Raw genomic sequence first — 24,299 nt, forward strand, 5'->3', positions numbered from 1 at the left:
TGCGGGGGCCGAGCGGCGAGACGAGGGGCGCTACGACTCGCGCGACCGGTGGATGAGCTTCGAGAGCACGATCGCGCTGCGGGTGTGGTCCACGTTGGGCGCGACGCGCACCCGTTCGAGGGCGAGCTCGAGCGACGGGATGTCGCGCGAGCGCATGTGCACTATCGCATCCGCACTGCCGGTGACGGTGCCGGCGTCCACCACCTCGGGCACGCCGGAGAGGATGCGGCGAAGCTCCTCCGGTGCCACGGTGCCGCGGCAGAACAGCTCCACGTACGCCTCCGTGCCGAGCCCGTCGACGGCGGGGTCGACCTGGATGGTGAAGCCGCGGATCACCCTGTCGGCGACGAGCCGGTCGACGCGCCGTTTCACTGCGGATGCGGAAAGCCCGATCACCTCGCCGATATCGCCGTATCCGGCGCGCGCATTCTGGCGGAGAAGATCGATAATGCCGTAGTCCAGGCTGTCCATGGCCCTACCTTACGGTTTATATTTGTGCCGCAGGGTGCAATTTCAGCGATTTCGTGCGCCTTAAGCGCTGAATGTTCTGATGTGTGCGTGTGACACTGGAACGACCCCACACCCCGATCTCCAAAGGAGCCCTCGTGTCGGCCACCACCCCCATTACGGATGCTGCACCCAGCATCGAAAAGACCCCTCAGCGCGTCGCCACCAAGCGCACAGTGCTGATGTGTCGCCCCGACTTCTTCACCGTCGTGTATCGCATCAACCCGTGGATGGATCCGCGGCTCCCCACCGACACGGCGCTCGCCGTTCGCCAGTGGGAAGTGCTGTACAACACCTACCTCGAACTCGGCTTCGACGTGGAGCTCATCGATCCGATCGACGGCCTGCCCGACATGGTCTACGCGGCCAACGGCGGTTTCGTCCTCGACAACATCGCCTACGGTGCGAGCTTCACCTACAAGGAGCGCCAGCCGGAGGGCCCGGCGTACATGGACTGGTTCCGCGCCAACGGCTTCGACGTGCGCGAGCCGCAGAACGTGAACGAGGGCGAGGGCGACTTCCTGCTCGTCGGCGACGCCATCCTGGCCGGCACCGGCTTCCGCAGCGCCTCCAACAGCCACCGGGAGATCGGCGAGATCTACGGCCGCGAGGTCGTGACGCTCGAGCTCGTCAACCCGAGCTTCTACCACCTGGACACCGCGATCGCCGTGCTCGACCCCGCACCGGCCCCCGGCGAGTCGCCCAACATCGCCTACCTGCCGTCGGCCTTCAACGAGGACGGGCTGGCGGTGCTCCGGGAGCGCTATCCGGACGCCATCCTCGTGAACGAGGAGGACGCGGCGGTTCTCGGCCTCAACTCCTTCAGCGACGGCTACAACGTCGTGATCGCCGCCCGCGCGAAGGACTTCGAGCGACAGTTGCTCGAGCGCGGCTACAACCCCATCGGCGTCGACCTCTCCGAGCTGCTGCTCGGCGGCGGGGGCGTCAAGTGCTGCACCCTCGAGCTGCGACGATGAGCGTGATCTCGGGGCTGTCGACCTCGGCCTCCGCGCAACTCATCGAGCTCGAAGACGCCCACATCGCCCACACCTACCATCCGCTTCCCGTGGTGGTGGCGACGGCGCAGGGCGCGTGGGTCACGGATGTCGAGGGCCGCAAGTACCTCGACTGCCTCGCGGCGTACTCGGCCGTGAACTTCGGTCACGGGCATCCGGCACTCATCGCCGCGGCGAAGGCGCAGCTCGACCGCGTCACGCTCACGAGCCGCGCGTTCCACAACGACCAGCTCGGCCCGTTCGTCGCCGCGCTCGCCAAGCTCTCCGGCAAGGACATGGTCATCCCGATGAACACGGGAACCGAGGCTGTCGAGTCCGGCATCAAGGTCGCCCGCGCCTGGGGCTACCGCGTGAAGGGCGTCGAGCCGGAGAACGCCAACATCATCGTGGCCGAGGGCAACTTCCACGGCCGCACGATCACGGTCGTGGGTTTCTCGAGCGACCCGGTGGCCCGTCACGGCTTCGGTCCGTTCACCCCGGGCTTCCGTTCGGTGCCCTACGGGGATGCGGCGGCCCTCGAGGCGGCCATCGACGACAACACCGTCGCCGTGCTCATCGAGCCCATCCAGGGCGAGGCGGGCATCCTCGTTCCGCCGGCCGACTATCTCCCCGCGGTGCGGGAGATCACCGCGCGGCGCAACGTGCTCTTCATCGCTGACGAGATCCAGTCCGGTCTCGGTCGCACCGGGGCCACGTTCCAGTGCGACAACGTCGGGGTCATTCCGGACCTCTACCTCCTCGGCAAGGCGCTCGGCGGCGGCATCGTCCCGGTCTCGGCGGTGGTCGGAAACGCCGACATCATCGGCGTTCTCGGCTCTGGAGAGCACGGCTCCACCTTCGGTGGCAACCCGCTCGCGGCGGCCGTCGGGCGCGCGGTGGTCGGCCTGCTCGAGACGGGGGAGTTCCAGGAGCGCTCGCGCACCCTGGGGCTCCGCCTGCACGCCTCTCTCGATCGTCTGGTCGGCAAGGGAGTGCTCGCCGTGCGCGGCGTCGGCCTCTGGGCGGGGATCGACATCGATCCTGAACTCGCCACCGGCCGTGAGGTGTGCGAGCTTCTCGTGGCGCGCGGCGTGCTCGCCAAGGACACCCACGGTTCCACCATCCGTCTCGCGCCGCCCATCGTTGTCGAGGCGGCCGATCTGGACTGGGCCGTTGAACAGCTCGAGGCCGTGCTGCAGGAGCTGGCCGCCGCGAGGTAGTCGTTGCCTATGCTGGGCGGATGACGTCGCCCAGCATCCGCGGCCGCATGGTGGCGCGCAACCCCAGCGAGCCGCACCGCGCCTCCAGCCCGCTCGAACTGCTCTTCGACCTCACCTTCGTGGTGGCGATCGCCCAGGTCGCCGCCCCGCTCGCCGCACGAATCGCCGACGGGCACGGCCTGGACGGGATCGTGCCGTACCTCATGGTCTTCTTCGCCATCTGGTGGGCGTGGATGAACTTCACCTGGTTCGCCTCCGCGTACGACATCGACGACGTGCCATACCGCCTGCTCACCATGCTGCAGATGGCGGGGGTGCTCGTGCTCGCGGCGGGCGTGCCGGCGGCGTTCAAGGGTCAGGACTACCTGGTCGTAACCATCGGCTACCTCATCATGCGGGTGGGACTGGTGAGCCAGTGGGTGCGCGCCGGAGTCGAGCACCCGAAAGGCAGGGTCACGGCGTTCCGCTACGCGGGCGGGGTGACGGCGGTGCAGATCGGTTGGGTGGCGCGGCTGGCGCTTCCCCCGGAGTTCGGCGTCGCCTCGTTCCTCGTGCTCGCCATCCTCGACCTGTCGGTGCCGATCTGGGCGGAACGGACCGGGATGACGTCGTGGCATCCGCACCACATCGCGGAGCGGTATGGCCTGTTCACGATCATCCTGCTCGGGGAGTCGGTGTCCGCCGCGACGATCGCGGTGAAGGGGAGCCTCTCGTCGACCGGCGTGAGCGTCGGGCTCGTCGAGGTTGCCGCGGCGGGGCTCGTGCTGCTCTTCGCGCTCTGGTGGCTGTACTACCTCGAGCCGGCGGGAGGTGGCCTGGCCGCCCGTCGCAACCGCTCGTTCCTCTGGGGCTACGGGCACTACGTCATCTTCGCCTCCCTCGCGGCGGTGGGGGCGGCGCTCGAGGTGGCGGTGGAGCGCGGGGCAGGTGCGGCGCCCCTCCCGGATGCCGGGGCGGCGCTCGCGCTGGCCGTTCCGGTCGCGCTGTTCCTGGCCTCGCTCTCCGCCCTGCACGCGCCCCTCGTGACCAGGCTCGCCATTCGTCCGGCCGCCGTCGCGATCGCCGTCGCCCTGGTGCTGGCCGTGCCGCTCGCGGCCCCGACGATCGGGGTGCCGTCGTCCGTGCTCGCGATCGCGCTGGTCACCGCGGCGCTCGCGGCGGTCACGATCGCGGACCCCCGACGTCGCGGGACAGCGACCTCCTGAGGCGTGGTACCGATTCGGTACCGTTCCGGTACCATTGCCGAATGGCAACGAATCTGCGGCTGAGGGCCGACGCCGAAGCGGCGGTGAGGGCCGAGGCCGAGAGGTCCAACCGGTCGCAGCAAGACGTGATCCGGGCGGCGATCGCCAGTTACCTGCACCTGGACGGGGCCGAGCCGCCGGCCCCCGCAGCGTCCCCAAGAGGCACAGAACCGGCGGAGGGGTCGGCGCCCGACCGCCTGCTCCCGCCGCGGTCGCGCTTCGCGCGCGCCGGCCAACGGTTGCTGCTGCCGACGTCGATGCGCTCGAGCGACCTGATGGGGCGCACCGACCGTGGCTAGGTTCTACGTCGACAGCAGCGCGCTCATCAAGCGGGCGGTCGAGGAGGTCGAGTCCGACGCCCTGGAGGAGGAGCTCTCCTTCGGGGTGGAGCGCGGCCACGTGCTCATCGCCTCGTCCCTCGCCTGGGTCGAGGTGACGCGGGCGCTGAGGTCGCGGCTCGGTTTCGAGAACGCGGACGACATCCGGCTGCTCGCCGACGTCGCCCTGTCCGGGATCTCCGAGGGGGTGATGGATGGCGCGGTGGTCGCTCTCGCCCGCCGGCTCTCGCCCGTCACGCTGCGGAGTGTCGACGCCATCCATCTCGCCACGGCGGTGTTGCTCGACGCGGATGTCGTGATCGCCTACGACCAGCGGCTCATCGAGGGCGCGCGCGAACTCGGTCTGCGCACGCGCAGCCCCCGCTGAGGCCCCGGGCTACTCGATGGTCGCGAGCAGCTTCATGAACTCCCGCATCCACTCCGGGTGGTCCGGCCAGGCCCGTCCGGAGACGAGGTTGCCGTCGACCACCCCGGCGCCTCCCTCGAAGATCCCGCCGCCCAGCTCCACGTCCGGCTGGAGCGCTGGGTAGGCCGAGGTCGTGCGGCCGTGGAGCACGCCGGCTGCCGCGAGCAGGAGCGGCCCGTGGCAGAGGGCGGCGACCGGCGCGTTCTTCTCGAAGAAGTAGCGCACGATCCGCTTGGCGTCCTCATCGTTGCGGATGTATTCCGGCGCCCGGCCGCCGGGCACCACCACGGCGACGTAGTCGGACGGGTCCACGTCTTTGAACGCGATGTCGGCATCCCACATGTGGCCGAGCTTCTCGGTGTAGGTGTCGAAGCCATCGACGAAGTCATGCACCACGAACTGCAGTTTCTTCTTGGTCGGGGCCGCGATGTGCACCTCGTAGCCGGCCTCACGCAGGCGCTGGTAGGGGTAGAAGACCTCGAGGGTCTCGGCGGCGTCCCCGGTCAGGATGATGATCTTGGCCATGTCATACCTCTCTGTATGCGAAATCGGGCTCGTCACACGGGCCCGATGACCCAAGCGTCGGTCCCGGGGCGCGGGGAGGCAACGCGGTTTCGCACCATCTGCGAAACGGGGCCCGATGGGCCTCGATCGCGGGGCGGCACACGGCCTAGACTCGCCCCATGTCTGCAGCGACGCAGTTCTCCGACCGGTCCGGCATCCAGTCCGCCGAGCGCGTGCTCGCCCTCCTCGGCGAGATCGGGGCGGCGCCGTCCGGGGCCACCGCCCACGAGCTGGCGGGCCGTCTCGGCCTCACGCTCTCGACCACCTACCGCCTGCTCAAGACCCTCGAGCGGCAGGAGTTCGTGAGCCGCCAGGCGGTGGACCACCGCTACATCCTCGGCCGCACCGTCGACACGCTCGGCCGCGCTCTGCGCTACCAGCTCGTGGCCACCGACGAGGTTCGGGCCACCCTCCGTTCGGTGCACGACGCGGTGCACGCTCCCGCCTACCTCACGGTGTTCCGCGGCGAGGACATCGCCGTGGCGCACATCGAGGACTCGCCAGAGCATCCGCGCATCGGACAGCTGCACGTGGGATTCGCCGAGGCGTCGCACGCCACCGCGTTCGGCAAGCTCATGCTCGCGGCGATGGACGACGCGTCCCTCTCGCGCTTCCTCGAACGCCACAATCCCCGAGCCCTGACGACCCACAGCGTGACCGACGCGGCCAAGCTGCGCGAGCAGCTCGACGAGGTGCGCGCCCAGCAGATCGCCGTGGAGGTGGAGGAGTACACACCACTGCTCGCGTGCATTGCGGCCCCCGTGCGGGCCCGCGGCGGCAAGGTCATCGGGGCCGTGTCGGTCTCCGTGTCGGCGGCCGACTTCTCCCGCCGGTCCGGAGAACTCGAGAAGGCGGTGCGGCGGGGAGCCTGGCACGTCTCGGCCCAGGTCGAGTGATCGCGCCGCCGATCGCGGGCTGACCCGCCGCCAGCTGTACTGTCCAGGCAGGTTGGTTTCGCGTGTGGCCGTCGGCGACGTTTGCGGATCTCGTGGTCGTGGACCTCGACCCCGTCACGGCCGCCGCGGACCTCCTCGCGGCTGCCCCGGACGTCCTCCGCCGCATGCCGGTCGCCGCATGCCGGAGGCTGGACCTTCTCGGCCCTCTAGTTGTACCGCCTAGTTGTGCCGCCCGCGTCGGTCGGGCCGCGTTCTGCAGGACGGGCCCCGGAGGTGCGGGTGCCCACCCCGCAGACTCCAGTTATGCAGGACATCTTATGCAGGACAGCTTGTGCAGGACACGGCAGGGGGTGGCGAACCGAAGGGTCCCGCTCTGCAGGACGCTCCCGTCGATTCTGCACCAATCGTCCTCGCTATCCGCCCGAGCCGTCCTGCAGAACCGTCCTGCACAACTGGAGTCTGCGGGGTGGGCACCCGTGGACGGCGGAGCCGTCCTGCAGAACCCGTCCTGCACAACTGGAGTGTGTGGGGTGGGCGCCCGTGGACGCCCGAGCCGTCCTGCACAATTGGGGTCTGCGAGGCGGGCACCCGTGGACGCCCGAGCCGTCCTGAGCCGGCCCCATCCATCAGCTGGTTAACAAACGTCCCTGGCAGTACAACTAGCGTGCGCGGGGCGCGAGCCTCTCCAGCTGGGTGACGTGCGCCGGGGTGAGTTCCTCGAGCGAGTTCACCCCGAGCAGGCGCATGGTGCGCACGATCTGCTCGCCGAGGATCTCGATCGCCCGGTCGACGCCCTCGCGGCCGCCGGCCATCAGCCCGTACAGGTAGGCGCGACCGACCATCGTGAACTTGGCGCCGAGCGCCACGGCGGCGACGATGTCCGCGCCGCTCATGATGCCGGTGTCGAGGTGGATCTCGGTGTCCATGCCCACCTCCCGGGCGACCTCCGGCAGCAGGTGGAACGGGATCGGCGCCCGGTCGAGCTGGCGCCCGCCGTGGTTGGAGAGAGTGATGCCGTCCACTCCCATGCTCGCGAGCCGCTTGGCGTCCTCGAGGTTCTGCACGCCCTTGACCACGAGCTTGCCCGGCCACTGGTCCTTGATCCAGGCGAGGTCCTCGAAGGTGACCGTGGGGTCGAACATGGTGTCGAGCAACTCGCCGACGGTTCCGCTCCAGCGGTCGAGGGAGGCGAAGGCGAGCGGCTCGGTGGTGAGGAAGTTGATCCACCACTCGGGGCGCGGCAGGGCGTTGACGACGGTTCCGAGGGTGAGCTGCGGGGGGATGGAGAATCCGTTGCGCTTGTCGCGCAGGCGCGCCCCGGCGACCGGCACATCCACCGTCACGAGCAGGGTGTCGAAGCCGGCGGCGGCGGCGCGGTCCACGAGGGCCATCGAGCGCTCGCGGTCCTTCCACATGTAGAGCTGGAACCAGTTGCGACCGTTCGGATTCGTCGCCTTCACGTCTTCGATCGCGGTCGTGCCCATTGTCGAGAGCGCGAACGGGATGCCGGCGGCGGCGGCGGCCCCGGCCCCGGCGATCTCACCCTCGCTCTGCATCATGCGGGTGAAGCCGGTCGGGGCGATGCCGAACGGGAAGGCCGTCGGGCCGCCGAGCACGGTCGACGAGGTGTCGACGACGGACACGTCGCGCAGGATTCCGGGGTTGAACTGGATGTCCTCGAACGCCTGGCGGGCGCGGGCGAGCGAGATCTCCGCCTCCGCCGCGCCCTCGGTGTAGTCGAACGCGGCCTTCGGGGTGCGGCGTTTGGCGATCGTGCGCAGGTCGTGGATGGTGAGGGCGTTCTTCAGGCGGCGCTTCTTCGCGTTGAGCTCCGGCGTCTTGAAGTGCATGAGCGGCGCGAGATCGCGCGGTCGGGGGAATCGTCGTTGCAGGGAGGACATGGCTCAGCTTTCGTTGTGGTCGTCGTCGAACTTGCGCAGCAGGCGGTCCCGCGCGTTGAAGATGTGCTCCCGGGTGAGCCGGCCGGCGAGGGCGATGTCGCCCACCGCGACGGCGTCGAGGATGCCCTGGTGCTGCTCCGCGACATCCGACGGCCTGATCAGCTGTTGGGCCTGCACCTGCCCGATGCACAACTCGATCTCGCCCATGATGAGCGAGTGCAGCCGACTGAGCCGGGGGCTCTGCTGGGCGAGGACGAGGGCGCGGTGGAAGTCGATGTCGGTGCGGGCCAGGGCGGCGCGATCGTCGTTCGCCGCGTGCTCCTCGAGTTGCCGTTGCAGCGCGAGAGCAGTGGATGGCACAGTGCCGGCCATCGCGAGGTTGTGCAGCGCGGCCTCCTCGATGAGGGCCCGGTTCGCGTAGAGGTCGACGATGTCGTCCCGGTCGAGTTCGGGCACGCGCGCGGCGTGGTGTGCCTGGCGGGTGAGCAGGCCCTCGCTCACGAGGCGCTCGAGTGCCGCCTTCGCCGTGGGCCGGGCGACCCCGTACTGCAGGGCGATGGCGGTCTCCGTCATGAGGGACCCCGGCGTTGCCGAGCCCGTGACGATGCTCTCTCGGAGCGCCTCATAGACGGCCTCGGGGAGGGACGTGGTCTTCAGTGACACGGACATTGTTATACAAGTATACGAGCCGCGCGGCCGGGCGCAAGTGCCCCGGGGGATGGGGTGCCGCCGTGCGATCGCGACGAGCTACGAACCGCGGTACCGACGTGCCTGAGGCATCAGGATGGCCCCAGCTCGGCGTCGATCACCGCCCTGATGGCGGGGACGGCGGCGACGAGGCGCTCCATCGGGCAGCGAAAGGCGAGGCCGCTGACGCTCACCGCGCCCGAGGGGAGCGGTCCCGGCTCGAGGTGCACGGCAAGCGCGACGCAATTGACGCCGACTTCGTTCTCCTGGTCGTCCACCCCGTAGCCGCGCTCGCGGGTCGCCTGAAGCTCCTCGAAGAGTGCCCTCGTCGAGACGATGGTGCGAGGGGTGCGGGCGACGAGAGGCGCGGGGCCGAGCCGGCGCTTCAGCTCATCCTCGGAGTCGACGACGTAGCTCAACAGCAGCTTGCCGACGGCGGTGCGATAGGCGGGATTGCGGCCGCCGATCGTGGAGGTCAGCCGCATCGCCCCGTCCGGCGGATCGACCTTCGCCCGGTAGACCACGTCGGCGCCGTCGAGGACCGCGTAGTGGGCGGTCTCGCCGTACTCGGCGGCAAGCCGGCGCAGCAGAGGCTCGACCCTCGCGCTCTCCGGTCGCTGGTCCTGGTAGCGGAAGGCGAGCCGCAGGAACTCGTCCCCGAGCACGTAGATGCCGCGGGCAGACAGCCTCGCGAGCCCCGCCTTCCTGAGCGACGCCAGGGCCCGGTGCACGGTCGGCTTGGAGCTGGAAAGCCGGCGGCTCAGGTCGTCGAGACCGATTCCCCCCGGATGCTCCGCGAGTTCGATCAGCACGGCGAGCACCCGGTCGGAGCCGACGAGGCGCGGGTCGTCGGATTCGTTGTCGGTCATTTCGGTCACTTTCGGGGGTCCACGTGAACCTTGGGACCGGGTCCGGCGTCGGGGCCCCGGCCGCCCTCGAGCCGGGAGGCGACCTCGTGTAGCCCGACCGTCTCGCTCACGAGGGGTTCGGGGTTCACCGCGCCGGAGGCGAAGTACTCGATCGCCCCCACGAGCCCGGGCGAGGCCGAGAGGATGCCGATCGCCGTGATATCGCCGAGGGCGAGCTCGCGGGTGTCGATGAGGCTGGGCGTGCTGGAGAGGCCGATCAGCACCACGCGGCCGGCCGGCTTCACCAGGCGGGCGGCCAGGGCCGGACTCGAGTCGATGCTCGTGGCGTCGATGACGGCATCGAAGCGCCCGACCGTGCCCGGATCGAGGTCGACGGTGCGGTGGGTGTGCTCGACGCCGAGCGTCGCGGCGAGGGCGAGTGAGCTCGGTCGTGCGCCGGCGACGTGCACCTCCCGGCCCTTGGCGAGGGCGAATTGGGCGGCGAGCAGTCCGATCGTGCCGGAGCCGAGAACGAGCAACCGGCCGCCGGGTGGGAGCGCCGCCGCATCGATCGCGCGCAGCGAATTGCCCGCCGGCTCCACCAGCGCGGCGGCGGTGACGCTCACGGCCTCGGGCACGCGGTGGGCGAACCGGGCGGGGATGACGAGCTGTTCCGCCAGCGCGCCCGGCCAGCCGTCGAGTATTCCCACTTCGGAGCGGTCGGGACACACCCAGTGGGTGCCGGCGCGGCAGTACTCGCAGACCCCGCAACCCAGCATGGTGTCGCCGACGATGCGCGCGCCGATCCACGACTCGTCGGTGTCCGGTCCGACGGCGGCAACCCGGCCGGTCCATTCGTGCCCGAGCCTCAGGGGAAAGTGGGTCCTGCCCTGGTGGATGTAGGCCATCTCGCCCGAAAACAGCTCGATGTCCGTACCGCAGATTCCCACCCTCTCGACATCAACAAGCAGTTGCCCGGCTCCGGGCACCGGGGCGTCGAACTCCTGCACTGCCGCCCGGCGGGGCGAGGTGACGACTAGTGCCCTCATCGGGCCGAGGCCGGGATGACGCGCTGGGTCTGAGTGCCCAGGCGGGTGATGCCGAGGGTCATCGTCTCGCCTCCGTGCAGGAAGATCTGCGGCGAAAGCCCCATCCCGACGCCGGGTGGGGTCCCCGTGTTGATCAGGTCGCCGGGTTCGAGGGCCAGGAACTGGCTGAGGTAGTGCACGATGAACGCCGGGGAGAAGACCATCGTCGAGGTGGAGCCGGTCTGCCGGCGCGTTCCGTCGACGTCGAGCCAGAGGTCCAGGTCGAGCACGTCGCCGACCTCGTCGGGCGTGACGAGGTAGGGTCCCGCGGGGTTGAAGGTCGGTGCGGACTTGCCCTTCACCCACTGTCCGCTGCGCTCGATCTGCCAGGCGCGTTCGCTCAGGTCGTTCACCAGCACGAAGCCGGCGATGGCGGCGGCGGCCTCGGTCTCGTCGGCGAGATAGGACGAACGCGAGCCGATCACGATGCCGAGCTCGACCTCCCAGTCCATCTTCTGAGACTCGCGCGGCACGACCACATCGTCGTTGGGGCCGATGAGCGTGTTCGGCGCCTTGTTGAAGATGATCGGCTCCGGTGGCACGGCCTGGCCGGTCTCCGCGGCGTGGTCCCGGTAGTTGAGGCCGACACAGAGGATCTGATGCGGCCGGGCGAAGGGGGCGCCGATCCGCCGCCCGCCGATCGGGGTCGCCGCGTTCTCGCGTTCGGCGATCGCCGCCGGCAGGGAAGCGATCTGCCCCGAGGCGAAGAACGCCTCGTTGAAGTCGACGACGATGTCCGAGAGATCGACGAACAGGTCGTCGCGGATGAGTGCGCCCGGGCGTTCGGCTCCGGCCTGGCCGACTCGGACTAACCGCATTGTGTTCCCGCCCTCGATTCGTGGCCGGCGCGCCCGGCTGTGACATAATTCAGAATAGCAATACACCATTCGAATAAATGGAATGCAAAGGAATCACCGTGGATGACCTTCGTAGCGCCGAGTGGTATGCCGGCCAGGACCGGAACTCGTATATCCATCGCGCCTGGATGAGACGCGGCCTCCCGGACAATGCCCTCGATGCGACCAAACCGCAGATCGCCATCGCCAACACCGCCTCCGACCTCACGCCGTGCAACTCCCACCTGAACGAGGTTGCGGAGAGCGTGAAGCAGGGGATCTGGGAGGCCGGCGGGGTGCCGTACAACCTCCCGGTGGTGTCTCTTGGCGAGACGCAGGTGAAACCCACGGCCATGCTCTGGCGCAACATGGCGGCGATGGCCATCGAGGAGATGCTCCGCGCCAACCCGATCGACGGCGTCGTGCTGCTCGGCGGGTGCGACAAGACCATCCCCGCCCTGCTCATGGCCGCGGCCTCCGTCGATCTCCCGGCGATCGTGGTGCCCGGTGGCCCGATGCTCACCGGCCACTTCCGCGGCGAGGCCCTGGGCTGCGGAACCGACGTCTGGCGGCTCAGCGAGGAGGTGCGGGGCGGCCAGATCACCAACGGCCAGTTCCTGCAGTCCGAGTCGTCGATGATCCGCAGCAAGGGCCACTGCAACACCATGGGCACCGCGTCGACGATGGCCGTCGTGGCCGAGGCGCTCGGGATGACCATTCCCGGGTTCGCGGGCACGCCGGCCCCCGACTCCCGGCTGCTCGCCCTCTCGCACGAGACCGGCCGGCTCATCGTGGACATGATCCGGGAGGACCGCCGACCGAGCGACATCCTCACCCGGGAGTCCTTCCTCAACGCGATCGTCGCGGTGGCCGCCGTCGGCGGCTCGACCAACTCTGTCGTGCACCTCCTCGCGATCGCCGGTCGCCTGGGGCTCGACCTCACGCTCGACGACTTCGACGCCGCCGGTCGGGACGTGCCGCTCATGGTCAATCTCCAGCCCTCAGGCACCTTCCTCATGGGCGACCTCTACCGGGCCGGCGGGGTTCTCGCCGCCCTCTCCCAGGTGAAGGAGCTGTTCAGCCCCGTACCGATCACCGTCACCGGCCGTCCGCTCGTGGAGTACCTCACCGACCAGCCGGTCTTCGACGAGACCGTGATCTTTCCGCGGGAGAGCCCGCTCATGGCGGATGCCGGCATCGCCGTGCTGCGGGGCAATCTCGCTCCGCGCGGTGCCATCATCAAGCCCGCCGCGGCGACCGCGGAGCTGCTGCAGCACACCGGACCGGCCGTCGTCTTCGACAGCATCGAAGACATGCGGGCCCGTCTGGACGACCCGGACCTCGACGTGACCGCCGACTCCGTGCTCGTGCTGCGCGGGTGCGGCCCCCGCGGCTACCCGGGAATGCCCGAAGTCGGCAACATGCCGCTCCCCCGCAAGCTCCTCGAGCAGGGCGTGCGCGACATGGTGCGCATCAGCGACGCCAGAATGAGCGGCACCGCCTACGGCACCGTCATCCTGCATGTCGCGCCCGAGGCCGCCGCCGGTGGGCCGCTCGCCTTCGTGCGCACGGGGGACATCATCACAGTCGATGTCGCCGGCCGGTCGCTCAGCCTCGCCGTGTCGGATGCCGAACTCGCCTTGCGCGGACAGAGCGCGGCGAGCGAGGCCGCGTACGCGGCGCCGCAGCGCGGCTGGGCCAAGCTGTATGTCGAGCATGTGATGCAGGCAGACACCGGGGCCGACCTCGACTTCCTGGTCGGATCGAGCGGAGACCGGGTGACGCGTGAGTCCCACTGAGGTGGCGTCGCGCGCCGGCCTGGGAGAGGACGGGGGCGCGCTCGGCGTGCGCCTGCACGAGGCACTCCCGCACGAGGGCCAGGCATGAGACGCGCGATCGTCACCGGCGCACAGAGCGGGATCGGCGAGGCGTGCGTGGCGCGACTCCGTCGGGAGGGAATCGAGACCTTCTCCCTCGATCTGTCGCCCGACGCCGACTTCTCCCTCGATGTGAGCGACTCCGCCGCGGTGAACCGGGCGGTGGCGGAGATCGGGCAGATCGACATCCTCATCAACAGCGCCGGCATCATCGGTCCGAACCTGCCGCTCTGGGAGGTCGACGACCGGTCGTGGCAGAAGACTCTCGACGTGAATATCACCGGCGTCTTCAACCTCTGCCGAGCCGTCGTGCCCGGCATGCGCGAGAGGGGTTGGGGCCGCATCGTCACGATGGCGAGCATTGCCGGCAAGGAGGGCAACCCCAACCTCAGCGCCTACTCGACGTCGAAGGCGGCGGTCATCGGCCTCACCAAGTCCCTCGGCAAGGAGCTCGCCACGAGCGGCGTGCTCGTCAACGCGATCGCCCCCGCGGTGATCGAGACGCCGATGAATGCGGCGAACACCCCGGAGGTGCTCGACTACATGATCTCGAAGATCCCGATGGGCAGGCTCGGCAGGGCGGATGAGGTGGCGAACCTCGTCTACTGGCTCGCGTCCGACGAGTGCAGCTTCTCCACCGGCAGCGTGTACGACATCAGCGGCGGCCGCGCCACCTACTAGGCGTACTGCCCAGGCGGGTTCCGGCCGAAGGCCCACTCGTTGGCGAGGGTGCGGTCCGCGACGCGCGACCACACGATTCTGGCGCCGTCGAGCGATGCCCGCGTCGGGTGCTCCGCGTGCTCGGCCGCCTCATCCAGATAGCGCTCGCTGACGACCTTGATGTCGAGGTAGCCGCCCGCGGCGTCGTGGTGTCTCACCGCCGGCCCCCCGGCAGGTAGCGTCGCACCTCGATGCTGGAGGCCACCCGCGCGCGCAGCGACTCGACGGTCCCCGTGATGAGCCCGAGCGCGCGAGCCTGGACGAGCACGTTGCCGATGGCCGTGGCCTCGGTCGGCCCGGCGAGCACCGGTAGGGCGCAGCGGTCGGCCGTCAGCTGGCAGAGCAGTTCATTCTGGGATCCGCCCCCCACCAGGTGCACCGCAGACACCGTCGTGCCCGAGAGCTCGCTCGCGAGCTGCACCGTGCGCGCGAAGGTCGCGGCGAGGCTCTCGACGATGCTCCGCACGTATTCGGCGCGGCCCTGCGGCACCGGCAGGCCATGCTCCCCGCAGTAGTCGGCGATCCGCGCCGGGATGTCGCCTGGCGCGAGGAAGCGGGGGTCGTCGGCGTCGAAGACCGAGACCTCCGTCGTCACGGCCGCGGCCGCCGCCAGGAGGCCGGCGAGGTCATCCGTCTGCCAGCTGCGAAGCGACTCGCTCAGCAGCCAGGTGCCCATGACGTTGTGCAGGAAGCGCACCCGCCCATCCACTCCGCCCTCGTTGGTGAAGTTGGCGAGGCGGGCGGCCTCGGTGACGATCGGCGCGTCGAGCTCCACCCCGACCAGGCCCCAGGTGCCGCAGCTGATGTAGGCGAAGTCGCTGTCGACCGCCGGCACGGCGAGAACGGCGGATGCCGTGTCGTGGGATCCGACGGCCGTCACGACGGTCGACTCCGGCAGGCCGAGCTCCAGGGCCATGGCGGCCGCGAGCGTGCCGAGGGTGGTGCCGGCGTCGATGAGCTCGGGGAAGAGGCCGCGCGGCAGGCCGAGTCTCGCGATGAGGGCGTCATTCCAGCCGCCGCGGAGGTCGAGCAGGCCCGTCGTGGAGGCGTTGGTGCGCTCGGCGGCCGGCCGACCGGTGAGCCAGAAGGCGATGAGGTCGGGGATGAGCAGCATCGAATCGGCCCCGGCGAGGGTGCCGTCGGCGAGATCGGCGGAGAGCTGGAAGAGGGTGTTGAACGGCAGGTGCTGCAGGCCATTCGCCGCGTACAGTTCGGCCGGCGTCAGGGCCGCCAGCACGGCGTCGACGCCGCGGAAGTTGCGCTCGTCGCGGTAGTGGTGCGGGGCGCCGAGCATCCGTCCCTCGCGCAGCAGGGCGTAGTCCACGGCCCACGCATCGACCCCGATGCTGCGAAGACCCGGCTCCCGGCGGCCGGCGTCGGCGAGCCCGGCGCGCACGTCGGCGAAGAGCCGATCGATCGGCCAGTGGATGCCGTCCGCACCGGTCACCGGCCCGTTGGGAAACCGCGCCACCGACTCCAGGCGTAACTCGTTCGGCCCGACGTAGCCGAGCATCACCCGCCCGCTCGTCGCGCCGAGGTCGACCGCGGCCACCGCCTCCGTCATCGCCAGCCCCCGCATCCTCTTCCGAAATCCATGCATTTCTCGGTGGGGCCCGGCGTGTCTGTGTCAACACGCCGCCGGAGCATCACGATTGCATGGATTTCGGAAGGGCGGGAAGGGCGGGAAGGGCCGGGAGGGCGGGGGGAGCCGTGTCCGGTCATCGGAGGAAGGCCGCGGCGACGCCGGCGTCGACCGGGATGTGCAGGCCGGTCGTGTGGCTGAGGTCCGCGGAGCAGAGCACGAAGACGGCGTTGGCCACGTTCTCGGGCAGCACCTCGCGCTTCAGCAGCGTGCGCTGGGCGTAGTACTTGCCGAGGTCCTCCTCCGGAACGCCGTAGACGGCGGCGCGCTTGGCGCCCCAGCCGCCGGCGAAGATGCCGGAGCCGCGCACGACGCCGTCGGGGTTGATGCCGTTGACCTTCACGCCGTGTTCGCCGAGTTCGGCGGCCAGCAGTCGCACCTGGTGGGCCTGGTCCGCCTTGGTGGCGGAGTACGCGATGTTGTTGGGGCCGGCGAAGATCGAGTTCTTGCTCGAGATATAGACGATGTCGCCGCCGAGCTTCTGGTCGATGAGTACCCTCGCGGCCGCGCGGGAGACGAGGAACGATCCCTTGGCCATCACGTTGTGCTGCAGGTCCCAGTCCGCGACGGTGGTCTCGAGCAGGGACTTCGACAGGGACAGACCGGCGTTGTTGACCACGAGGTCGAGACCGCCGAACGCGAGCACGGTGGCGTCGACGGCGGCCTGCACCTGGTCCTCGTCGGTGACGTTGGCCTGCACGCCGATCGCGACATCCGTGGTTCCGAGTTCCGCGGCGGCGGCCTGCGCCTTCTCGAGGTCGAGGTCGGCGATCACGACGCAGGCCCCCTCGGCGGCGAGACGGGTGGCGATGGCCTTGCCGATTCCGGATGCCGCGCCGGTGACGAGCGCGACGCGGGTGGCGAGGGGCTTAGGCCTCGGCATCCGCTGCAGCTTGGCCTCTTCGAGCGCCCAGTACTCGATGCGGAATTTCTCCGCCTCGTCGATGGGCGCGTAGCGGGAGATCGCCTCGGCACCCCGCATCACGTTGATGGCGTTGATGTAGAACTCGCTCGCCACCCGGGCGGTCTGCTTGTTCGCGCCGTAGCTGAACATGCCGACGCCGGGCACGAGGATGATGAGCGGGTCGGCACCCCGGATGGCGGGACTGTCCGCAGTCGCATTGCGGTCGTAATAGGCCTGGTAGTCGGCGCGGTACTCGGCGTGGAGCTCGTGAAAGCGCGCGAGCTGCTCCTCGAGGGTCGCGGTCGGCGGCAGGTCGAGCAGCATCGGCTTGACCTTGGTGCGCAGGAAGTGGTCGGGGCAGCTCGTGCCGAGGGCGGCGAGGCGGGGGTGCTCCGAGCGCTCGAGGAAGTCGAGAACGACCTCGGCATCGGTGAAGTGGCCGACCAGGGCGCGGTCGGTGGAGGCGAGCCCGCGCAGGGTCGGGGCGAGGGCGGCGGCCCGGGCGGCCCGGGATTCCGGGCTCAACGGGGCGTAACCGGCCAAGGCGGTTCCGAATGGTTCGGCCCGCCCGTTGGTGGCGATGAACTTTTCGGCGGTCTCGATGATCCAGAGCGAGTTGGCCTCCGCTTCGGCGCTCGTGTCGCCCCAGGCGGTGATGCCGTGGCCGCCGAGGACGCAGCCGATCGCGTTGGGGTGGGCGCTCTTGATCGCCGCGATGTCCTCGCCGAGCTGCCAGCCCGGCCGGCGCCAGGGCACCCAGACCACATTCTCGCCGAACGCCTTGGCGGTGAGCTCCTCGCCGTCGGCGGAGGTGGCGAAGGCGATGCCGGAGTCGGGATGCAGGTGGTCGACGTGCGCGGCATCCACCAGCCCGTGCATGGCCGTGTCGATCGAGGGCGCTGCACCCCCCTTTCCGTGCAGGGTGTAGTCGAACGCCGCGACCATCTCATCCTCGCGGTCCACCCCGGGGTAGACCGCGGAGAGGGCGCGCAACCGGTCCAGGCGCAGCACCGCGAGCCCGGACTCGGTGAGGGTTCCCAGGTCGCCCCCCGAGCCCTTCACCCAGAGCAGCTCGACGGGCTCGCCCGTGACCGGGTCGGTCTCGAAGCCCTTCGCGGAGGTGTTGCCCCCCGCGTAGTTCGTGACGCGCGGGTCCGAGCCCAGGCGATTGCTGCGGTTGATGAGATCCTGCTTGGCGGTCATTGCTCTTCCTCGATGGTGTCGCTCCTCAGGGAGCTGTTGTGCGGGTGATGGTCGCGTCAGTCAGTCGACCGCTGCGGGGGCTCCGGCCTCCAGATGGAAGACCTCGTCCAGCCGTGGGGCGTCCTGGTCGGCGCGCTCGGCGATCGAGACGAAGAACGGCTTCATCTCGGCCTCCCAGCGCGCTGCGACCGCTGACCTTGCGAGGTACTCGGCCGACGTCGAGTCGGAGGCCGTCTCGTAGTAGCCGACGAGGAGGCCGTCCGGCCGAAGGAAGAGGCTGTAGTTGCGACGCCCGGAGAGCCGGATCTCCTCCAGCATCTCCGGCCAGACCTCGGCGTGACGCCGCCGGTACTCGTCCAGAAGGTCGGGTCGAACCTGAAGGGTGAAGCACACGCGCTCCATCAGGCTCCCCAGCCGGCCTGCACACCGCCGACGCGGTCGGCGGCGATGCCGGCCTGGTAGCCGGATGCCGCGTAGGCGGCCATCGGGTCGCCGGCGAGGCCGCGGGACTCGCGCCAGGCGGCGAGGTCGCCGCGCACGTCGGTGTAGAAGGCGTCCATGAGGATGCCGTTGGCGCCGAGCACGTCCCCGGCATCCTGTGCCGCCTTCAGCGCGGCCCCGTCGACGAGCAGCGCGCGTGCCGTCATCTCCTGCACGTTGAGCACGGAGCGGATCTGGCCGGGGATCTTGTCTTCGACGTTGTGGCACTGGTCGAGCATGAACGCGACTCCCGAGTCCGGTCCGAAGCCGCCGCCGCGGATCACCTCGTAGAGGATGCGGAACAGCTGGAACGGGTCGGCGGCACCGACGATGAGGTCGTCGTCGGCGTAGAAGCGGGAGTTGAAGTCGAACGAGCCGAGCTTGCCGAGTCGCAGCAGCTGGGCCACGATGAACTCGATGTTGGTGCCCGGCGCGTGGTGGCCGGTGTCCAGGCAGACGAGGGCGCGCTCGCCGAGGGCCGAGACCTGGGCGTAGGAGGTACCCCAGTCCGGAACGTCGGTGTGGTAAAACGCCGGCTCGAAGAACTTGTACTCGAGCACGAGCCGCTGGCTCTCGCCGATGCGGGCGTAGATCTTCGCGAGTGAGTCCGCGAGGCGGTCCTGGCGGCCGCGGATGTCGCCCTGGCCCGGGTAGTTGGTGCCGTCCGCGAGCCAGATCTTCAGATCCCGCGAGCCGGTCGCGTGCATGATGTCGATGCACTCGAAGTGGTGGTCGATGGCCTTCTGCCGCACCGCCGGATCGACATGGGTGAGGCTGCCGAACTTGTAGTCGTCGTCCTGGAACGTGTTGCTGTTGATGGTGCCGAGCGCGACGCCGTGGTCGGTCGCGAAAGCGCCGAGGGCCGCGTAGTCGTCGACCTTGTCCCACGGGATGTGCAGGGCGACCGTCGGCGACAGGGCCGTGTATTTGTTCACCTGCGCGGCATCCGCGATCTTCTCCTGCGGTGTGCGCGGTGTGCCCGGCGTGCCGAACACCTTGAAGCGGGTGCCCGAATTGCCGAACGCCCACGAGGGAAGCTCGATGGCCTGCTGGGCGAGCAGCTCAGCGATCTGGGTGAATTGCGCCATTGGAGTTCTCGTGTCCTTCTCGTGGTTCAGCGGCAGAGGGTGAAGTTAGGTGAATCGTTTCAATAATAGGGCCTGGCCGGCAGTGACGCCAGCGGGTGGTGCCGGGGTCGGCGGAACTGCTCCGCCGACCCCGGCCTCCGTGGGTGCTGCTTAGAAGTTGAACTTCGCGATGTTGCTCTTGTCGAACGTGTACGGGTCGCCGAGAAGAACGGTGCCCTTGGCGCCGACCTTGAAGGTGCCGAGCTTGCCAGCCTTGAAGCTGTCGCCCTCCTTGCCGGTGATCGTGCCGTCGATCAGGGCCTTCGCCGCATAGGAGGCGAGGTAGCCGAGGTCGGCCGGGTTCCACAGCGCGAACGCCGTGACCGTTCCGTCGTTGACGTAGTCCCGCATCTGGTTCGGGGTTCCGAGACCGGTCAGTGCGACCTTGCCCTTGTAGGCGGAGGTCGACAGGTAGCGCGCGGCGGCGGCGATTCCGACCGTGGTGGGCGAGATGATGCCCTTCAGGTTGGGGTACGTCTGCAGCAGTGCGGCGGTCTTGTCGAACGACGTCTGATCGTCGTCGTTGCCGTAGACGACGTCGTCGAGCTTGACGTTCGGGTGGTTGGCGGCGAGATCCTTCTTCATAAGGTCGATCCACGCGTTCTGGTTCGTCGCGTTGGCCGCGGCGGAGAGGATGGCCACCTCGCCCTTGTCACCGATCTGCTTGGTGATGAGGTCGACCTCGATCTTCGCGATGCCGTCGGCGGTGGCCTGGTTGATGAAGATGTCGCGGTACTTGGCGTCGGTGTCCGAGTCGAAGGTGACGATCTTCACCCCGGCGGCCTTGGCCTGGGTGAGGGCGCTGCCCACGGCGGTCGGGTCATCGGCGGAGAGCACGATCGCCCCGACGTTCTGCTGCGTGAGGGTGTTGATGTAACTGACCTGCGCGTCGGCGGTGGCGGTGGCCGGTCCGACCTCGGCGTAGGTTCCCTTGAACTCCTTGATGGCCGCGGCGCCGCCCTTGTCCGAGGTGTCGAAGTAGGCGTTGCCGAGGTTCTTCGGCAGGAAGGTGATCTTGTAGTTCTTCGAGCCGGACGACCCGGACGACCCGGACCCGCCGGCGGTGCCCGCCGAGCAGCCGGTCGCCACCAGGGCCAGGGCGATCGCCGCTGCGGTGAGGCTCAGCGTGCGCGTGACGGTGCGCGTGCTGGATTTCTGAAACAACATCGTTGTGCTTCCTTTCGTTGGGATGGTGATGCAGGCGGCGCTCCTGTGCAGTGGGGCGCCTATTTTCTTTGCCTGGGCGCCGACGGTCGAAGCCGTCGAGCCCAGGCAAGAATCCGTGGGGAGAGCACTGACACGATGAGCAGCGTCCCGATGATGATGTTGATGGCGTCGGAGCTGACGTTGGCCAGGCGGAGGGCGCTTTGCAGCACCCCGATGAGCAGCACCCCGGCGATGACGCCGTGCAGCGCTCCCTTGCCGCCGAAGATCGAGACTCCGCCGAGGAGCACCGCCGCGATCACCGAGAGCTCGAGGCCGGTCGCATTGTCGCCGCGCGCGCTTCCGTAGCGGAGCGTCCAGTAGATGCCGGCGAGGGCCGAGATGAGTCCGGTGAGCAGGAAGGCGATGAACTTGGCGCGATTGACCTTGACGCCCGAGAACGTGGCCGTGTCCTTGCTCAGGCCGAGGGCGAATAGGCCGCGACCGAACGGCGTGACGTGCAGCACGAGCGCGAAGATCACGATGAGTACGACGACGAGCACCATGACCACCGGGATCCCGGTGAGGCCGAATCGCGCCTGGGCGAGGTTCTGCCAGAACGGCGGGAAGGTGGTGATCGCGGTCGTGCCGAGAAGACCGACCGCGATGCCGCGGAAGAGGGCGAGGGTGCCGATCGTCACGGCGAGCGAGGGCAGTCCCACGATCGTGACGAGGAACCCGTTGACCGCACCGGCGAGGAGTCCCACGACCAGGCAAAAGACCATCGCGAGTTCGATGGGCATGCCGCCCTTGGTCAGCACCCCAAGCATCACGCTCGAGAGCCCCAAAGTGCTCGCCACCGAGAGGTCGATCTCTCCGGTGATGATCACGAAAGTCATCGGTAGCGCGATCAGGAGGATCGGCGTCGCGTCGAGAAGCAGGAAGTCGAGCGTCGTGGTCGTGCCGAAGTAGGGCACGACGGAGGAGGCGATCACCCAAACCAGGATCACGGCCACGATCACGGCGCTCTCCCGGCTCAGGAGCCAGCGCCGCCAGAGCGGGCGACCGTAGTTCGCGATCGTCTTCGCCGCGAGGGGTGAGCGGGTGTCGAGGCTAGTCATGAGACACCTGCCGTTCCGAGGTCAGTTTGCGGGAAAGTCGAAGGGCGAGCAGCCGATCGAGAACGATGGCGCCGATGATGAGCGCTCCGACGACGGCCTGTTGCCAGAAGTCCTGGATGCCGAGGATCGGGAGTGCGCGGTTGATGGTGAGAAGCAGCACCGCGCCGATCGCGGCACCGTACACCGTGCCGCTTCCGCCGAAGATAGCGACACCGCCGATAACCGCTGCACCGACCGCCTGCAGCTCCAACCCGGTTCCGGTCTGCGAATTCGTGGTGCCGTACCGGGCGGCGAACAGGATGCCCGCGAGCCCGGCGAGGGCGCCGCTGAGTACGAAGGCGGTGACGATGCGTCGCGGAACGCGCAGGCCGTAGAGTTCTGCCGCATCCGGGTCGGAGCCGATCGCGTAGAGCTCGCGGCCGCCGCGCTTGTTGCGCAGGTACCAGCCCGCGGCGAGAACGACGACGAGCGCAATGATCGTGAGGGAGGGGATGAAGAGGAGGGTCTGGGTGCCGAGGCCCAGGAAGGCCTTCGGCATGTCGGAGGAGTTGATTCGGTTGCTCCCGGTCCAGAGCACATTGATGCCGCGATAGGCATACAGGGTGCCGAGGGTGATCACCAGCGCCGGAACCTTGCCGTAGGCCACGAGGAGTCCATTGACGAGTCCGAGAAGGGCGCCGCCGGCGACCGCGATCAGGAACACGGCGATGATGGGGATGCCCGGCACGTCAATGAAGAGGCGACCGGCGAGGTAGGCGGTGAGCCCCACGACCGAGCCGACCGAGAGATCCACGCTTCGGGTGATGATCACCATCGCCTGTCCCACCGCGATGAGGATGAGGATCGACGGCGTGAGGAGCAGGTCGCGGAACCCGTCGGAGCTGAACAGGAAGGTCGGGTTGACGATTGTCGTCACCGCGATGACGATGACGAGCGCCGCAAGAATACCCGTCTCGCGGGAGCGGAAGAACTGGCCGGTGAGCCGGGCGACCGCGTTCGTCGGCGGTCGTTCTGTGCTGGTGAGTGTCATCGGACCGGCTCCTCGGCGTGGGTCGCGGCGAACATGACGGACTCGGCCGTCGCGTCGGCTCGGGCTATTTCGGCGGTGATCCGGCCCTCGCGCACGACGAGCACGCGGTCGGCCATTCCGAGCACCTCGGGGAGTTCGGACGAGATCATGAGAATTCCCAATCCGCGGCCGGCCAGGTCGGACAGCAGACGATGGACTTCGGCCTTGGTGCCGACGTCGATCCCGCGGGTCGGCTCGTCGATGATGAGCACGGTCGGCTCGGTGGCGAGCCACTTGCCGAGCACGACCTTCTGCTGGTTACCGCCACTGAGCGTTCCCGCGAGGGTGTCGAGCGCGCTCGATTTGACCTGCAATCGTGTGGCCCAGATGCGGGCCGCCGCGTTCTCGGCCCGGGAGGTGATGAAACCGAATCGGCTCAGCTTCGTGCGGATGGAGAGCGTGGCATTGCGCGCGACGGACGATTCGAGGATGAGGCCCTGCTTGCGGCGGTCCTCGGGCACGAGCGCCAGGCCGAGGGTCATCGCGGCGGCCGGATTGTGCCGGGGAACGCGGCGGCCGCCGAGGGTGACGGTGCCACTGTCGTACCCGTCGACGCCAAACACGGCGCGCGCGATCTCGCTGCGCCCCGCGCCGACCAGTCCGGCCAGGGCGACGATCTCGCCGGAGCGCACGGAGAAGCTGACGTTGCTGAAGACCCCGGTCGACGAGATGTCGTCGACCTGGAGAAGCACGTCGCCGATCACTGCCTCTTCCTTCGGGAAGAGCTCGGTGATGTCGCGGCCCACCATCCGTCGAACGATCTCGTCTTCCGTGACGTCGGTGATCGCATCCGTCGAGATGTAGCGGCCGTCGCGCATGACCGTGATCGTGTCGCTCAACGCGAACACCTCGTCGAAGCGATGGGAGATGAAGACGATCCCACGGCCCTCGTCGCGCAGGCTGCGGGCGACGGCGAACAGCCGGTCGACCTCTACACCGCTGAGTGCCGCCGTCGGCTCATCCATGATGAGAACGCGAGCGTCGAGGGAGATCGCCTTGGCGATCTCGATGAGTTGCTGATCGGCGATCGACAGGCCCTCCGCCGGGCGATCGAGGTCCATGTGCACTGCGAGCCGCTCGAAGATCTGCGAGGCCTCGGCCTTCATCGCCCTGCGGTCGATTCGACCGTATCGATCCGTCGGCTGGCGGCCCATGAAGATGTTCTCGGTGACCGACAGGTCGGGGAATAGCGTCGGCTCCTGGTAGATGACGGCGATGCCGGCCGCCTTGGCCTGGGCGGTGGAGGTGAAGTCGACCGATTCGCCACGGAGGAGGAAATCACCGGCGTCGCGCTGGTAGAGACCGGCGACGATTTTCACGAGCGTGGACTTGCCGGCGCCGTTCTCGCCGACGAGGGCGTGGATCGAGTTCATCTCCAGGCGCAGGTCGGCGGAGGCGAGCGCGACGACGGCGCCGAACGACTTGGCGACCCCGCGGAGTTCGAGGGCTGCGGGTGCGGGGCTATTGGGGCTCATCGTCATTG

General features: G+C 69.0%; 24 protein-coding genes. 8 read left to right on the plus strand and 16 right to left on the minus strand.

Translation table 11 applies throughout. The features are described 5' to 3' along the window. Positions 1-30: 30 nt before the first annotated feature. Entirely contained in the window at positions 31-471 is a 441-nt protein-coding gene (locus FVP33_RS14685) for an Lrp/AsnC family transcriptional regulator (protein WP_147784430.1), read from the minus strand. 152 nt (positions 472-623) lie between these two features. On the opposite strand from FVP33_RS14685, the gene ddaH reads away from it, so the two are divergent. Genes ddaH through FVP33_RS14710 form a run of 5 tightly spaced genes read left to right on the plus strand, consistent with a single transcriptional unit; the run spans position 624 to position 4,671 of the window. Beyond that, complete coding sequence (ddaH, locus tag FVP33_RS14690; protein WP_222706754.1) at positions 624-1,484, plus strand: dimethylargininase; 861 nt, start codon at positions 624-626, stop codon at positions 1,482-1,484. Then, positions 1,481-2,722 carry an ornithine--oxo-acid transaminase gene (gene rocD / locus FVP33_RS14695; protein WP_147784431.1) on the plus strand — a complete coding sequence of 414 codons (1,242 nt, stop codon included), beginning with the start codon at positions 1,481-1,483 and terminating at the stop codon, positions 2,720-2,722. The genes ddaH and rocD overlap by 4 nt, the downstream gene beginning before the upstream one ends. A 20-nt stretch (positions 2,723-2,742) precedes the next feature. Further along, positions 2,743-3,927 (plus strand): low temperature requirement protein A, encoded by a 1,185-nt coding sequence (locus FVP33_RS14700; RefSeq protein ID WP_222706734.1) that lies wholly within the window; start codon positions 2,743-2,745, stop codon positions 3,925-3,927. A 41-nt stretch (positions 3,928-3,968) separates the two neighbouring features. Beyond that, positions 3,969-4,265, plus strand: a complete 297-nt coding sequence (locus tag FVP33_RS14705; protein WP_147784432.1) for a ribbon-helix-helix protein, CopG family — start codon at positions 3,969-3,971, stop codon at positions 4,263-4,265. Continuing rightward, positions 4,258-4,671 carry a type II toxin-antitoxin system VapC family toxin gene (locus tag FVP33_RS14710; RefSeq protein WP_147784433.1) on the plus strand — a complete coding sequence of 138 codons (414 nt, stop codon included), beginning with the start codon at positions 4,258-4,260 and terminating at the stop codon, positions 4,669-4,671. The genes FVP33_RS14705 and FVP33_RS14710 overlap by 8 nt, the downstream gene beginning before the upstream one ends. A 9-nt stretch (positions 4,672-4,680) precedes the next feature. Here the strand turns inward: FVP33_RS14710 and FVP33_RS14715 are convergent, their stop codons facing one another. Further along, positions 4,681-5,235 (minus strand): DJ-1/PfpI family protein, encoded by a 555-nt coding sequence (locus FVP33_RS14715; RefSeq protein ID WP_147784434.1) that lies wholly within the window; start codon positions 5,233-5,235, stop codon positions 4,681-4,683. A gap of 158 nt (positions 5,236-5,393) precedes the next feature. Between FVP33_RS14715 and FVP33_RS14720 the strand changes: the two genes are divergently transcribed. Beyond that, positions 5,394-6,170, plus strand: a complete 777-nt coding sequence (locus tag FVP33_RS14720) for an IclR family transcriptional regulator (RefSeq protein ID WP_147784435.1) — start codon at positions 5,394-5,396, stop codon at positions 6,168-6,170. A gap of 659 nt (positions 6,171-6,829) precedes the next feature. Here FVP33_RS14720 and FVP33_RS14725 read toward each other — a convergent pair. The 5 genes from FVP33_RS14725 to FVP33_RS14745 all read right to left on the minus strand — a co-directional run bounded on the left by FVP33_RS14725 (position 6,830) and on the right by FVP33_RS14745 (position 11,512). Next, positions 6,830-8,071 (minus strand): alpha-hydroxy acid oxidase, encoded by a 1,242-nt coding sequence (locus tag FVP33_RS14725; protein ID WP_147784436.1) that lies wholly within the window; start codon positions 8,069-8,071, stop codon positions 6,830-6,832. A gap of 3 nt (positions 8,072-8,074) precedes the next feature. After that, the gene (locus FVP33_RS14730; protein WP_147784437.1) at positions 8,075-8,740 is read right to left on the minus strand and encodes a GntR family transcriptional regulator; all 666 of its coding nucleotides are present in this window, start codon (positions 8,738-8,740) and stop codon (positions 8,075-8,077) included. A 110-nt stretch (positions 8,741-8,850) separates the two neighbouring features. Next, positions 8,851-9,627 (minus strand): IclR family transcriptional regulator, encoded by a 777-nt coding sequence (locus FVP33_RS14735; protein ID WP_147784438.1) that lies wholly within the window; start codon positions 9,625-9,627, stop codon positions 8,851-8,853. Between the two features lie 5 nt (positions 9,628-9,632). Continuing rightward, positions 9,633-10,655 (minus strand): zinc-dependent alcohol dehydrogenase, encoded by a 1,023-nt coding sequence (locus FVP33_RS14740; protein WP_147784439.1) that lies wholly within the window; start codon positions 10,653-10,655, stop codon positions 9,633-9,635. Then, the gene (locus tag FVP33_RS14745) at positions 10,652-11,512 is read right to left on the minus strand and encodes a fumarylacetoacetate hydrolase family protein (RefSeq protein WP_147784440.1); all 861 of its coding nucleotides are present in this window, start codon (positions 11,510-11,512) and stop codon (positions 10,652-10,654) included. The genes FVP33_RS14740 and FVP33_RS14745 overlap by 4 nt, the downstream gene beginning before the upstream one ends. 98 nt (positions 11,513-11,610) lie before the next feature. On the opposite strand from FVP33_RS14745, the gene FVP33_RS14750 reads away from it, so the two are divergent. Both FVP33_RS14750 and FVP33_RS14755 read left to right on the plus strand, forming a co-directional pair. Then, complete coding sequence (locus FVP33_RS14750; protein ID WP_246142353.1) at positions 11,611-13,329, plus strand: IlvD/Edd family dehydratase; 1,719 nt, start codon at positions 11,611-11,613, stop codon at positions 13,327-13,329. 84 nt (positions 13,330-13,413) lie between these two features. After that, entirely contained in the window at positions 13,414-14,088 is a 675-nt protein-coding gene (locus FVP33_RS14755; RefSeq protein ID WP_147784442.1) for an SDR family NAD(P)-dependent oxidoreductase, read from the plus strand. Here the strand turns inward: FVP33_RS14755 and FVP33_RS14760 are convergent. From FVP33_RS14760 to FVP33_RS14800, 9 genes are all read right to left on the minus strand, one after another. Continuing rightward, entirely contained in the window at positions 14,085-14,285 is a 201-nt protein-coding gene (locus tag FVP33_RS14760) for a hypothetical protein (RefSeq protein WP_147784443.1), read from the minus strand. The two genes, FVP33_RS14755 and FVP33_RS14760, sit on opposite strands and share 4 nt — an antisense overlap. Further along, positions 14,282-15,691, minus strand: coding sequence for a rhamnulokinase (locus FVP33_RS14765; RefSeq protein ID WP_222706735.1), 1,410 nt, complete (start codon positions 15,689-15,691; stop codon positions 14,282-14,284). Before FVP33_RS14765 ends, FVP33_RS14760 begins: the two co-directional genes overlap by 4 nt. 154 nt (positions 15,692-15,845) lie before the next feature. Then, a complete protein-coding gene (locus tag FVP33_RS14770; protein ID WP_147784445.1) occupies positions 15,846-17,876 on the minus strand; it encodes a bifunctional aldolase/short-chain dehydrogenase in 2,031 nt (676 codons plus the stop codon). 60 nt (positions 17,877-17,936) lie between these two features. Continuing rightward, complete coding sequence (locus FVP33_RS14775) at positions 17,937-18,278, minus strand: L-rhamnose mutarotase (protein ID WP_147784446.1); 342 nt, start codon at positions 18,276-18,278, stop codon at positions 17,937-17,939. Next, positions 18,278-19,444 carry an L-rhamnose isomerase gene (gene rhaI, locus FVP33_RS14780; protein WP_147784447.1) on the minus strand — a complete coding sequence of 389 codons (1,167 nt, stop codon included), beginning with the start codon at positions 19,442-19,444 and terminating at the stop codon, positions 18,278-18,280. The genes FVP33_RS14775 and rhaI overlap by 1 nt, the downstream gene beginning before the upstream one ends. A gap of 150 nt (positions 19,445-19,594) precedes the next feature. Continuing rightward, entirely contained in the window at positions 19,595-20,650 is a 1,056-nt protein-coding gene (gene rhaS, locus FVP33_RS14785) for a rhamnose ABC transporter substrate-binding protein (RefSeq protein ID WP_147784448.1), read from the minus strand. Positions 20,651-20,709: 59 nt separating this feature from the next. Continuing rightward, complete coding sequence (locus FVP33_RS14790; protein WP_147784449.1) at positions 20,710-21,747, minus strand: ABC transporter permease; 1,038 nt, start codon at positions 21,745-21,747, stop codon at positions 20,710-20,712. Beyond that, the gene (locus FVP33_RS14795) at positions 21,740-22,777 is read right to left on the minus strand and encodes an ABC transporter permease (RefSeq protein WP_147784450.1); all 1,038 of its coding nucleotides are present in this window, start codon (positions 22,775-22,777) and stop codon (positions 21,740-21,742) included. The genes FVP33_RS14790 and FVP33_RS14795 overlap by 8 nt, the downstream gene beginning before the upstream one ends. Next, on the minus strand, positions 22,774-24,297 hold the full coding sequence (locus FVP33_RS14800) for a sugar ABC transporter ATP-binding protein (protein WP_246142354.1): 1,524 nt from the start codon (positions 24,295-24,297) through the stop codon (positions 22,774-22,776). The genes FVP33_RS14795 and FVP33_RS14800 overlap by 4 nt, the downstream gene beginning before the upstream one ends. Between the last annotated feature and the right edge of the window lie 2 nt (positions 24,298-24,299).

Source organism: Lacisediminihabitans profunda, assembly GCF_008040105.1.
GTDB classification, from domain to species: Bacteria; Actinomycetota; Actinomycetes; order Actinomycetales; family Microbacteriaceae; genus Lacisediminihabitans; species Lacisediminihabitans profunda.